Source organism: Nostoc sp. C052 (assembly GCF_013393905.1).
Taxonomy (GTDB): Bacteria; Cyanobacteriota; Cyanobacteriia; order Cyanobacteriales; family Nostocaceae; genus Nostoc.
In genome coordinates, this window is the sequence record NZ_CP040272.1 from 4,954,724 (window position 1) to 4,966,560 (window position 11,837).

Genomic DNA, 11,837 nt, shown 5'->3' on the forward strand with positions numbered 1-11,837 from the left:
GAAGTTAAGAGTGAGGAATTAATTTATAACTCATAACTTATAATTCATAACTTTATCTTATTTAATACTGAGTTCGCTTGGTGTAGCGATAAGGTCCCATAATCGCTCCCCAAGTTGCTTTGCCGGTGGCTGGATCAATTCCTTTGTCGTAGCTGTAAAATTCTGTTGCTGTCGCTGCAAAACCCAAGGAAACATAAACGCTATTACCAAGATAAGTAAAGCTGCAACGTGTCTCTGGTGGTGGTGTAGCGGTAAACTTGTAGCGATCGCCAGCTAGTTTTTCTTGAGTAACTCTTAGGATACAACCTGGTAGTAAATCTAATTGTTCTGGTGTCAGTGTGTTTAGTAGAGCAGGGTTATCACCTGCGCCTCTTAATGCACCTGGATCTTGAGGCATATAATATTGTACTTCCACGGTTGTGTCAGAGTTTCTCCCCTGACGCAACCGGATAATTCGCTGGCGATAGGGTTGATCTAGGGTAATAACGTTAGCCTGTTCGGCAAACAAGGTAATGCTATCTTCTGTGAAGATATTAACTTGTCTTTGCCACAGACGTAGATGGACATACCAAACTGGTTCTGCTATAGCTTGTTCCCGATTATCAAATTCACCAGTTAGGTACTCACCTAAAGCAATTAACTGTGGCGAGAAATTCATAAATGCAATAAATAAATCATTAAGGATAATAATTTTTGGGAGAAAAGGTCTTATGTCCTGTGGGTACTAGCTTAAAAAATACTTCTGATGTGTATATATTGTAAATGAAACCGTCACTCGCTAAAAGCTCAACTTGGCAAAGTAGCCTTTAAGCGACAAAATAAAGATACGTCGCCCTTAACATTTCTTTTTTCTTTGTGAATAACGTCCGTACAGTCTCCGATACAAAGCGAACTTTCTACAATCTTCACACCCGTCCGATTAACACTATTTATCGTCGGGTAGTAGAAGAATTGATGGTGGAAATGCATCTGCTGTCAGTAAATATCGATTTTAGCTACAATCCAATTTATGCCTTGGGTGTCGTCACTACTTTTGACCGTTTCATGGAAGGCTATCAACCAGAACGGGATCAAGAATCAATTTTTAATGCCTTATGTCAGGCTATAGAAAAAGATCCGCAACAATATCGGCAGGATGCCCAAAGACTGCAAGCTGTAGCTAAAGGTTTGCCAGTTAAAGATTTAATTGGCTGGCTGGCCCAAACTACTTACTTAGATAGAGATACTGACTTGCAAGCACAACTGCAAGCGATCGCCAACAATCCTAACTTTAAATACAACCGTTTGTTTGCAATTGGTGTATTTTCATTATTAGAACAGTCCGATCCCGCATTGGTTAAAGACGAAAAGCAACTTACTGAGGCGCTAAAAGCGATCGCAGCCGGTCTGCACCTTTCCGATGACAAACTCAACAAGGATTTGGAATTATACCGTTCTAACCTAGACAAAATGGCGCAAGCACTGATAGTGATGGCAGATATGCTCTCAGCCGATCGCAAAAAGCGCGAGCAACGTAAACAACAATCAACTACCCCAGTTGCTCCCCCAAGTTCCAACGAATAGTTAAGAGATAGGAGTGAGGAGTAGTTAATAGTTATTAACTCCTAACTCTTAACTCATCACTCCTAACTCTTAAATTTAGACACCCAATATTTTGTAGATTAAGCTGTTAATTATAGTCAGTGCAAATGCTCCAATAACAGCACTCCAAATGCCGTAACGCAAGCGAAAGCCTTCGACTAACCAAGCAGCAATACTAAAACAAACCACAGCAATCATAAATGTGAAAATGCTGGATAATAAGTCTAAGGTAAGTAAATTTGGTACTGCAAAAACGAGGCTTAAAATCGGTCTGACTATTGCCGTCACGATACCAAGCACTGCGGCAGAAAGGAAGGCTTTACCTGGAGTGTCAATTTCGACTCCCAGAGGCAATTTGCTAATTATCAACAAGCTGATAGCTGTTACTACCCAAACAATTAAAAGCGTCACAATATTCATGCCACAACCCCTGAAACGTGAATGGCAATTGGTGATAAATTACTTCACTTTATCTGTGGAAAAATCTTTAAAGCTCAACCAATTATTTATAAATTAGCAGTAATTTTTTCTCTAGCCGAATTTTATTTCAGATATCTTTAGGTTTGGAAAAGAGATTGAAGAGAAATGGGGAGTGGGGAGTGGGGAGCAGGGAGAAGAATTATTCCCCTCCGCCCCCGCACCCTGCACCTCTGCCTCTTTTCAATGCCCCATATCCCTAGATCATCTTTTAAGAGGAGGTTGGGTTTGTTTGGGTGCTACAGGCGCTTGAGATGCTGGTGGGTTTGAAAGACCAGGATTGATCGGACTGATGCCTTGTCCAGTTGGAGGCTGACTTATGCTAGGAAAGGGCACAGAATTAGGTGCTGAGGGAAATTTAGGGGTAATATTCCCTTCAGGATTGATACCTGGAAGTGGTGCTGCACCAGGATTGATTGGGAAAGAGGGGACAGTAGGCTGGTTAAGTGAGTTTATGGGTGGTTGAGATGGGCCAGGGATAATTCCCAAAGAAACGCGATCGCCCCCTACTTGCCGCAGTAAGTCCAATGTCTCAATTACATCATTGTAAGTTGCTGTCCGTGAAGCATTCAGCACAACAATAGCATTGGGATTTTGTTGGAGATACTGTTTTAAACTCTGTCTCAAATCTTCCTGTTTTACAGGTTGCTTTTCTATGTAAGTATTACCAACAGCATCAATAGTCACAATCACACTTCCAGTCTGTGATGTTATTCCAGATACGCTACTAGGGCTGGCTTTAGGTAAATCAACATTGATTGCCTGTTGCCTGGTAAATTGTAATGCCGCTAACAAAAAAAACGTCAGAATACAAAAAACTACATCAATTAAAGGGATGATTTGAATTTGGACTTCTTCAATTGGAGTATGTAGATTAACTTTCATGTCTTACTCTAAAATCTGGTTCGGGGGTTGAATTTTTGACTATTAATTAGCTGTATTCGGGGGTTCAGGAGGTTCAGGAAGCCTAGTTTTTTCTGGCTTGCGGGGTGGAGTGAAATTTTCCCGAATAATTGCTGGTGTCCGATTGCTAAAATCAGGTGGGGACTGGCGATAGAGCAATTCCATCTCATTTCCTGCCTTCCGAAAAACTTTGACTTGGTTGACTACAAAACTTTGAAATAGGCGGTAAAATACCAAAGCAATAATCGCAACTATTAGGCCACTTGCCGTACTAATTAAGGATTCACCAATACCAGTAGTCACCCCAGCAGTAGATTCAGTTCCCAAATCGCCAATTCTAATTGAGCGCAGAGAGTGGATTAAACCCAAAACTGTACCCAACAGTCCTAGCAGTGGCGCTAGGGCAATCACAGCTTCTAAAAGTTTTTCGCCCCGCCGCATCCCAGCTAATTCGTCTTCTGCTGTAGCCTCCAGTGCGAGTCGAAAGGTTTCCGCATCGTTTTTTGTTAAGCGTAGAGGGGCATAGAGAAAACGCCCGACAGGCTGATCGCTTGCTTGTTTCGCGATGTCCGCAGCTAATTCCCAGTTATCTTGGGCAGCATCCAGGATGCGATCGACTATTTGCTTTTCTTGAGTCAAAATTCGCAGCCAGAACCACAAACGCTCAAAAATCACACTCACAGCCAGAATCGATAGAACAAGCATTGGCCACATCGCTGGGCCGCCCTTATAAAACAAATCTAAAATATCCACTGTCTAAGTTTCCTCCCTCCATGACTAAAGCAAATGTGCTAAGGCATTTTAATTCTAGAGATTAATGCAAAATGAGGGACTTCCAAAATATAAATTTCTCAAAAACCTCAAAAAACAGGCGTATTTGACTGCAACTACTATACAAACTTGATGCTGGGTAAGCAATTGAATGATAGGCTGATAATTTTTGGCGTACTTTTGTTAGACTTCCTTGTAACCTGGATTTCACCACAAAATATTTTCACGTAAAGGAGAGCAAATTTTGGCAGCAGTCCGAGTCCGCCAGCATGTTAATCCACTTGGTAAAAAGTATCAAACACCAGCAAGTCCCCAAGACTTGGAAAAAATTTATGTAAAGCCAAATCAACCACTACATTTAGATATTGGCTGCGCTAAAGGAGTATTTTTATTGAATATGGCCAAGATAGAACCCAATTGGAATTATCTAGGCTTAGAAATTCGGGAACCGCTGGTGGTGGAGGCGAATAAGTTACGTTCTGAGTTAGGTTTAACAAACCTGCACTATCTATTTTGCAATGTGAACAACTCATTGCACTCACTTTTATCTTGCCTTCCTTCAGGAAGTTTACAACGGGTTACAATTCAATTTCCCGATCCTTGGTTTAAAACCCGCCATGCGAAACGTCGTGTAGTCCAACCAGAACTAGTAGCAGATTTAGCTAAGTATCTTGCGGTTGGGGGGTTGGTATTTCTGCAATCAGATATGGAATTTGTCGCTGTGGAAATGCGCGATCGCTTTGCAGAAAATCCAGCTTTTGAGAAAATTGGTACAGGAGAATGGTTGCCTGAGAACCCCCTACCAGTGCCCACAGAAAGGGAAATAGGCACGCAAAAAAAGGGTGAACCTGTTTATCGGGCTTTGTTTGTCAGGCGAGATGATGGTAATAGTGCGATCGCCTAGCACGATAAATGACAAATATAGCTTTTTAACTTGACATTTTAGATAGTTTATGTATTTTAAATCTGAATATAGACATTAGATATACTCTGTCAGTTGACAATATTTTCGGGACAGAAATATTTTAGTTAATGTTCAAAATTACCTCAAATATCAAATTTGAATTGATATGCGATAGTTTACAGCTTGAGTAACTGATATATGGCTCTACACAACAATAGACATTACTCAAAAATCATCGTTTTTTCGTGACATAAAAGTTTTATTTCTGTCTAATTTAGAGTTCTTAATATATAAAGCGATTAGCTTCTTTTTTCCTAATATAGAGGACATATTAGGCAATTACACTACTTAGTATAATTGCCTGACAAATAATCAATGGTCAATAATTCAGAGGAAAATCAACATGGAAGCTAAAGAAAGAAAATATAACATTCAAATCGAAATTAACGATTTGATTGATGATGCTGTGAAAAATGCTGTGACACGTCGGCACGAAGCTTTGAATTCCGAAGAATCTTTGTTATTGATATCTGACGAAGAAGCAAAAAGCGTTGCAGGTGGAGAATCAAAATCGCTTCCCATAATCCTTGGTAAGATTTTTATTCCTCCTATTACTATAGGACTCGTCGCAGTTGACCCTTTACTTTCATAAAGATTCTCTCCACTGGAAGCTCAATTGATGAAAGATATTGCTGTGGATAAAACTACACTTTGCCCCAGTGCTAGAGCAGAATCAGAGGATAGTGTGGTTTTCGGAATTATCAGTGGAACAGTAGCAGAACCGCGTGTAACTTATCTTAAACAGCCCTTACCTATCACCGATGAACTGATAGCAAAAGCTAGTCCAATTACACCTGCTGAAATTTTTCGGACGGCGGCAGCTTGTGCGACTAAAGATTGTCAGCATTTTGATGGAAAAGATTGCCGTTTAGCAACGCGAATTGTAGAAAAGTTACCGTCAGTAGCACAAGAACTACCCCCCTGTTCCATCCGCCGAGATTGTCGGTGGTGGCAGCAAGAAGGGAAAGCAGCTTGTATGCGTTGTCCACAAGTAATTACAGATAACTACAATCCATCTGAAGTAGCAATTCAAGTGTCAAAACTAGCTAACTGTTAAGTAACTTCAGGAGTAGAAGATTATGTCTTTAGAAGATGTTAAAGGTTTTTACGAAAAGCTAGCAAATGATGAAGCTTTCCGCAATCAAATTCAAGGCGTTAATAGCAAAGAAGAATGTAGTCAAATAGTTAAAGCTGCTGGCTACAATTTTACTCTAGAAGAGTATGAAGAATATACCACTCAATTGTTAGAGTCTGCCAATGGTGAAGGTGAACTCAAAGATTTAAGTGAAAAAGAACTGGCAGCAGTTTTTGGTGGATTAACTGGAAAGCCCAAAATTCAACCATTATATGGAGTTGTATGGCCACCCTACCAACTGATGTATGGAGTTATTCGGATAGATGACATAGTTTAGTGAACCTGTGTTGCTACTAGAACAGATTAAATTTCAAGGGACGGATGAGGATCTGTCCCCTTTCATGAATTCAAAATAAAATCGAAATAACAGATAACAAAAGAATGTATAACATTCAAAAATTTATTTAGTTTAGTTCATCGAGTCCAGGAGAATTTTATGTCACTAGAACATGTCAAAGCTTTCTATGAGCAGCTAGCAAATGATGAAACTTTCCGTAATCAAATTCAAGGCGTTAATAGTAAAGAAGAATGTAGCCAAATAGTTAAAGCTGCTGGCTACAATTTCACTCTAGAAGAGTATGAAGAATATACTAATCAATTGTTAGAGTCTGCTGATAGTGAAGATGAACTCAAGGATTTAAGTGAAAAAGAACTGGCAGCAGTTTTTGGTGGATTAACTGGGTGGAGAAATTCAATTTTAATATATGGAGCGCCAGGTGGTCTCTGGAATTTTTGGTATTTATGAAAAACCCTTTGAATGCTACCGAGTTTTAACCACAAAATCAGACTTCTAAGAATATCTAGGGATTTATTCATCCCTTTCTATAAAAATTAATTGAGGGTATTCTAATGACTTATCGCCGAATTAGTTATGCAGTTTGGGAAATTACACTCAAGTGTAATCTAGCCTGTCAACACTGCGGTTCACGCGCTGGTCATACAAGGACAAATGAACTTTCCACAGCAGAAGCCCTTGATTTAGTCAAACAAATGGCCGAAGTGGGAATTACAGAAGTTACCATAATTGGTGGTGAAGCTTTTCTCCGTCCTGACTGGCTAGAGATTGCCCAAGCAATTACCAAAGCTGGGATGTTATGTGGTATGACCACAGGGGGTTATGGTATCACCTTAGACACAGCCCGTCGGATGAAAGAAGCCGGTATTGGCGTGGTTTCTGTGTCGGTTGATGGCTTAGAAGCGACTCACGATCGCCTGCGGGGCAAACAAGGCTCGTGGCAATGGGCATTTAAGACTATGAGCCATCTCAAAGAAGCAGGTATCCCCTTTGGCTGCAATACGCAAATCAATCGTTTGTCTGCACCAGAATTTCCTCAAATTTACGGTCATCTCCGTGATGCTGGTGTCTTCGCTTGGCAAATTCAGTTGACTGTACCAATGGGCAATGCTGCCGATAATACTGATATTTTATTGCAACCTTACGAACTATTGGATCTATACCCAATGATTGCTCGTGTTGCCGAACGCGCCAAGCGAGAAGGCGTGCAGGTGCAGCCGGGGAATAACATCGGCTACTACGGGCCCTATGAAAGACTGCTGCGGGGTGGAGACGCTTGGTCATTTTGGCAGGGGTGTAGCGCTGGACTGTCTGCTTTAGGCATTGAAGCCGATGGTGCGATCAAAGGTTGTCCCTCACTACCTACCACGGCATACACTGGCGGCAACATCCGCGACTATTCACTGCGGACAATTATTGAAGAAACCGAAGAACTACGGTTTAACTTAGGGGCTGATACTCCCAAAGGAACATCACACCTATGGGGTTTTTGCAAGACTTGTGAATTTGCCGAACTCTGTCGGGGTGGTTGCAGTTGGACTGCTCACGTTTTCTTTGATAAAAGAGGCAATAATCCTTATTGTCATCATCGCGCCCTGACTCAGGAAAAAGGCGGTATTCGGGAGCGAGTATTTCTTCAACGTCATGCGGACGGAAACCCCTTTGATAATGGGGAGTTTGGGCTACTTGAGGAACCGATAAATGCTCCTTGGCCAGAAAACGATCCGCTTCATTTTACTAGCGATCGCATTCAATGGCCAGAAGGTTGGGAAGAAGATCCAGAGTTAACGACATCTTTGGTTGTTTTGAGTTGAAAGCTAATTCAGAAATTTAACTCTTTATGAAGAATATATCCACTGATTATGTACCTCTAGCTGATAGTTCAAAATCATCTGTTGGACAATCCTCGGCTGATTTAAATTCTCAAGCAACTCTTTTACCTCGTTCGGCTTGGAATAGTCAAGTAGCTTATTTGCGAGCTATTTTTAAAGCCAAGAAAGCTTTAGACTTGATCGAGAAGAATGCAGGTGTTTTGAGAAGTTAGGAGAAATGGAAGAAGAATTCAGAATGAATATCTTGATTCTGTTAGCGCTAGCGGGGCGTTTAGCTCATTCTGACTCCTGAGTTCTGAATTCTTCTTATAAATAAGTTTTTCTATCCCCTTAGGCTTATTAATTTTTCATGTTCCTGATAGTGGGGTATAAATATCTGTATAATCGCTGTTTAAATATGGATATTGCAAATCTATATTTAGTTGAGAGAATTGGTTGATTATAGCATTCAGCTTTTCTTCAGGCGATCGCTGATTTTTTATTTTAGCTTCGAGTAAGCCATTAGCAACAATTTGACAACGGTTTGTTCCAAAGCTTTCGTAGTGATCAAACTTAATATCTGGCTCTTCTGCCAACCCAAGACCAGGAGCTAAATATTTTGTAAATAGTGGGATGTTGTTGCGAAAATAGTCTTGGTTAACTAGATAAATATTTTGCAGAATAGAATGCACTAACGGGTAGTCATCCCTCTTAATATAAAGAACACCTGCATCATATCTTTCATAGCCAGAGTAACTGTAAGAAGCTTTAAATGAAAAGAATATTTCATTTTCATTTAACTGTTGTGTTAAAGACTTCATTATCTGGACAGCGCCTTCTGAAATTATATTAAAATAAATTCGCACTATTGTATATTTATTCTCTATAACATCTATAGGTATAATACCTGTGTTACCTACTGCAATATAAAATCCTTCTTGTAGACAGTTTTTAGGCATTTTTATAGAAACCACTTCACCGACATTTACTGATGTTTGCGAAGCCATCAAGTGAAGCTCAGGATTAATATGTACAGTTAACTTACCCTTGGTAACTGCTACGCTACCATCCACCTCCATCTTTCTTACCAGCCAACCAGGATCAAAATATCCTTGCCCTTGGTTGCTTTCATGTAATTGTTGAAAAAGTCCTACATCGATACCAATCAAACTATCATTTTTTAAATTCTGTTGATTCACTGAATCTTCAAAATCCGCTTTCAACTTAAGAGATTTGAGTAGTGACCCATTATAGTAAATACCGTACAAAAAGCTTCTTAAATGTCTGGCTATATGCTTTTGTTGCACTTCTAGAGGTAGTTTATGAAAGCGATTTTTAATCTCTAGCGAAGTTTCCCAAAGCTGATAGTCTGGATGACGGACACACAATTCATCATCGAACTCAATATTATTGGTTATATCTTCCAATTTCTCTTGTAAATCTTTTGAGACACCCGATAATAAATGATGTATACATTGACTATTGATCATTTTCTTTATCTCTAATTAAACATCCGAGCAATTTTTAAGAATTAACTATTAGACTAGTCAATTCTTTCTCTTGTATACCAAATATACTAACGAGAGAAATTTCAGGACGACAAAGCAAGGATTTTGCAACTTGAAGAGCGTAAATATCACTATTTACTAACAGCTTGTGATATTCAATTTTTGCTTGTGTTTGAATAATAATAGCTATGCCTATAAACTGGAGTAGCTTCTTAAAAAAATTAGGAAAATGTTGTAAAATTTCGGGGAAATTATTTAAATAAGATTGAATAATAATTACAATAGATGGGCGGATGTCTTCTAGTGTAACTTCAGCTGATTTTATTGATTCTTCCATCTCCATCGAAGGATCTACCACCATACTTGATAGCCATATCAGTATGTAATTAGCTATTAAATTTCCTAAATCAAAGATAGGATCTCCCCAACTACTTCTCTCCCAATCTATTATTTTGACAGTAGATTGCTCTTGTGCTTCAGTGAATGACTTTACTTTTTCCCATTCTTGATGAACTAGAATATTAGCGATATTAAGGTCATTATGTACAATACAACACGCTTGCCAGGAACTAATTGCCTCTAATGTTGCTTGCTCAAGACTATCAAAACGTTGATAAAGGCTAATAAATTTGATGTAGTCTGGAGAGGTCATACTCAAAATTTCAGGCGTAATCCGACCTTGTAATAAACTAAAAGCCGCACCTGTACTCTGCCAAAAACTACCTTTTTGAGTTACATAAATATAAGCATCTTCATCGTTGAATGTAGCACGATGGATTTGACCTAGTATTGAACCTATCCAAGCAGGAATAGTAACTGGGAATATTTTCTTAGACTCTAAAATACCAGTATGTAACTCTAGATAATTATCCAAGTATCTATAAATTGCAATTAAATTATCTTCATCATAGGCAAGCATCTCTCTGACAAAGATTTTCAGATAGTTTAACTTAGGAAGCTCATTGATGACTTTTTGAAACTGCCATTCATTAAAAATTTCTTGAGAGAAAGTTCCTGAAAGCGTAGGACGTTCTTGCTTAACTATAAATTTATGTCCATTTTGCAGCGTGACTACAATACTAAAGTTTTTAGTATTAAGTTTTCCTAATTCTAGCTTTAGATTTAATAAATCTTGTTGAGAAAAAATACCTGATTGTTCGAGGTATTTACTAACATTTTTGTGACTCAATGAAAACATCATAGCTGAACAATTATTACTTTTTGGTAACTTATACTAATTGCCAGCAATTATTACTACTTCACTACTACAAGAAATAGAAGTAGAATTAATTGCAATTCAATAAGATAAAATGAATTTCGTCTTCTCACGTTAAAAATCGATAAACAAGAAGAGAAACTAAAGCTCCTATCAGTCCAAAACGGATGAAAGTAGCTGAAGTGGTAGTTATTGTATTTAAATTTGGTAATGTAATCTCACTAATAGCAATGAGTAGCATTGTAGCTGCTATAACGTATTCTTGTTCTACAATTAGTGCTATCCCAACTATTGCAATTAAGTATGGTGTAATATTCATTGAGGAGCCTCATTGATTAGATTTACTTGCTGTATTACTCTTACAAAAAGGCCAGGGCTATAAATATATTTCCTGACCTTTTTCTATTGTCAATTAAAAGAACATCTGCTGGTTAGTGAGTTAATTTATAAACTAATACGCCAAAACCAGCACCCGCTCCAAAAATAACAAGAGCAGTGAGAATAGCAGCACCAGGTGTGACACCACCAATTGCATCACGAAGTTCATTATCAACCAACTCATCTAAGTAGCTTTCTCTGTCAAGAAAAAGACTATATTCAGGATTGAGATCGTTAATAGTAATTGCCATCTGTATCTCCTAGTTTTTTAACTTATGACAAAACTTCTTTTATCTGGAAGCGAAGTAACCAGCAGTAGCACCAGCCGCAAAAGTTCCGAGAGCAAAACCAGTACCAAAGCTAACTCCCCACACGCTGACACTACCAAGCGCGGCAGCGGTAAATGTGATCACAGGAGTTATTCCTCCGACTGCTGCAACTAATTCACGATCTTCTAGGTCACTGAAAAAGTTTTCAGAATCCATGAATAAGTCTGCACCTGCTAAATGCAATTCGTTGATTTTGATAGATGCCATGATTAATTACTCCACAAGTTTTGTTAGAGGTTCATTAAACTAGCTAAGTACTTATTTATCTTAGCCTTCATTATAAATATCAATAAATATATTGATTTTACAAGTAAATTACACTATATTTCGGGACTTAAATGATTCAGTATTTTCATTGGCAATTTATGTGTAAAACTGCCTAATTTAGCTATTTTCACTAAATTAAGACTATTGCTACCTTTGATAATAGCTTTCTCTATAAAGTCAGTAAAATCGATTTTTGATATTC

17 protein-coding genes are annotated in these 11,837 nt (G+C 38.6%); 8 read left to right on the forward strand and 9 right to left on the reverse strand.

Annotated elements, in window-relative coordinates; translation table 11 throughout:
* Positions 1-61: 61 nt before the first annotated feature.
* Positions 62-658 (reverse strand): chromophore lyase CpcT/CpeT, encoded by a 597-nt coding sequence (locus tag FD723_RS20370; RefSeq protein ID WP_179066966.1) that lies wholly within the window; start codon positions 656-658, stop codon positions 62-64.
* Between the two features lie 197 nt (positions 659-855).
* On the opposite strand from FD723_RS20370, the gene psb29 reads away from it, so the two are divergent.
* Positions 856-1,563 carry a photosystem II biogenesis protein Psp29 gene (gene psb29, locus FD723_RS20375; protein ID WP_179066967.1) on the forward strand — a complete coding sequence of 236 codons (708 nt, stop codon included), beginning with the start codon at positions 856-858 and terminating at the stop codon, positions 1,561-1,563.
* A gap of 75 nt (positions 1,564-1,638) precedes the next feature.
* Here psb29 and FD723_RS20380 read toward each other — a convergent pair whose 3' ends face one another.
* The 3 genes from FD723_RS20380 to FD723_RS20390 all read right to left on the reverse strand — a co-directional run bounded on the left by FD723_RS20380 (position 1,639) and on the right by FD723_RS20390 (position 3,714).
* Positions 1,639-2,001 (reverse strand): phage holin family protein, encoded by a 363-nt coding sequence (locus FD723_RS20380; RefSeq protein ID WP_179066968.1) that lies wholly within the window; start codon positions 1,999-2,001, stop codon positions 1,639-1,641.
* A gap of 261 nt (positions 2,002-2,262) precedes the next feature.
* Positions 2,263-2,943 carry a biopolymer transporter ExbD gene (locus FD723_RS20385; protein WP_179066969.1) on the reverse strand — a complete coding sequence of 227 codons (681 nt, stop codon included), beginning with the start codon at positions 2,941-2,943 and terminating at the stop codon, positions 2,263-2,265.
* A 42-nt stretch (positions 2,944-2,985) separates the two neighbouring features.
* Positions 2,986-3,714: a MotA/TolQ/ExbB proton channel family protein gene (locus tag FD723_RS20390; protein ID WP_179066970.1), complete on the reverse strand. Its 729-nt coding sequence runs from the start codon at positions 3,712-3,714 to the stop codon at positions 2,986-2,988.
* A 262-nt stretch (positions 3,715-3,976) separates the two neighbouring features.
* Here FD723_RS20390 and trmB point away from each other — a divergent pair, with 262 nt between their 5' ends.
* From trmB to FD723_RS20425, 7 genes are all read left to right on the forward strand, one after another.
* Complete coding sequence (gene trmB, locus FD723_RS20395) at positions 3,977-4,636, forward strand: tRNA (guanosine(46)-N7)-methyltransferase TrmB (protein WP_179066971.1); 660 nt, start codon at positions 3,977-3,979, stop codon at positions 4,634-4,636.
* Between the two features lie 403 nt (positions 4,637-5,039).
* Positions 5,040-5,288 (forward strand): hypothetical protein, encoded by a 249-nt coding sequence (locus FD723_RS20400; RefSeq protein WP_179066972.1) that lies wholly within the window; start codon positions 5,040-5,042, stop codon positions 5,286-5,288.
* 27 nt (positions 5,289-5,315) lie between these two features.
* Entirely contained in the window at positions 5,316-5,753 is a 438-nt protein-coding gene (locus FD723_RS20405; protein WP_179066973.1) for a nitrogen fixation protein, read from the forward strand.
* Between the two features lie 22 nt (positions 5,754-5,775).
* Positions 5,776-6,108, forward strand: coding sequence for a Nif11-like leader peptide family natural product precursor (locus tag FD723_RS20410; RefSeq protein ID WP_179066974.1), 333 nt, complete (start codon positions 5,776-5,778; stop codon positions 6,106-6,108).
* Positions 6,109-6,267: 159 nt separating this feature from the next.
* Positions 6,268-6,576, forward strand: coding sequence for a Nif11-like leader peptide family natural product precursor (locus FD723_RS20415; RefSeq protein WP_179066975.1), 309 nt, complete (start codon positions 6,268-6,270; stop codon positions 6,574-6,576).
* Positions 6,577-6,680: 104 nt separating this feature from the next.
* Positions 6,681-7,940 (forward strand): nif11-class peptide radical SAM maturase 3, encoded by a 1,260-nt coding sequence (locus tag FD723_RS20420; RefSeq protein ID WP_179066976.1) that lies wholly within the window; start codon positions 6,681-6,683, stop codon positions 7,938-7,940.
* A 26-nt stretch (positions 7,941-7,966) separates the two neighbouring features.
* Positions 7,967-8,170 carry a hypothetical protein gene (locus tag FD723_RS20425; protein ID WP_179066977.1) on the forward strand — a complete coding sequence of 68 codons (204 nt, stop codon included), beginning with the start codon at positions 7,967-7,969 and terminating at the stop codon, positions 8,168-8,170.
* Positions 8,171-8,305: 135 nt separating this feature from the next.
* On the opposite strand, the gene FD723_RS20430 is transcribed toward FD723_RS20425, so the two are convergent.
* The 5 genes from FD723_RS20430 to FD723_RS20450 form a co-directional block, all read right to left on the reverse strand.
* Positions 8,306-9,427 carry a T3SS effector HopA1 family protein gene (locus FD723_RS20430; protein ID WP_179066978.1) on the reverse strand — a complete coding sequence of 374 codons (1,122 nt, stop codon included), beginning with the start codon at positions 9,425-9,427 and terminating at the stop codon, positions 8,306-8,308.
* Between the two features lie 34 nt (positions 9,428-9,461).
* Positions 9,462-10,646: a phosphotransferase family protein gene (locus tag FD723_RS20435; protein WP_179066979.1), complete on the reverse strand. Its 1,185-nt coding sequence runs from the start codon at positions 10,644-10,646 to the stop codon at positions 9,462-9,464.
* A gap of 124 nt (positions 10,647-10,770) precedes the next feature.
* Positions 10,771-10,980, reverse strand: coding sequence for a hypothetical protein (locus tag FD723_RS20440; RefSeq protein ID WP_179066980.1), 210 nt, complete (start codon positions 10,978-10,980; stop codon positions 10,771-10,773).
* Between the two features lie 112 nt (positions 10,981-11,092).
* Positions 11,093-11,290 carry a hypothetical protein gene (locus FD723_RS20445; protein WP_179066981.1) on the reverse strand — a complete coding sequence of 66 codons (198 nt, stop codon included), beginning with the start codon at positions 11,288-11,290 and terminating at the stop codon, positions 11,093-11,095.
* A gap of 39 nt (positions 11,291-11,329) precedes the next feature.
* Positions 11,330-11,575, reverse strand: coding sequence for a hypothetical protein (locus FD723_RS20450; protein ID WP_179066982.1), 246 nt, complete (start codon positions 11,573-11,575; stop codon positions 11,330-11,332).
* Between the last annotated feature and the right edge of the window lie 262 nt (positions 11,576-11,837).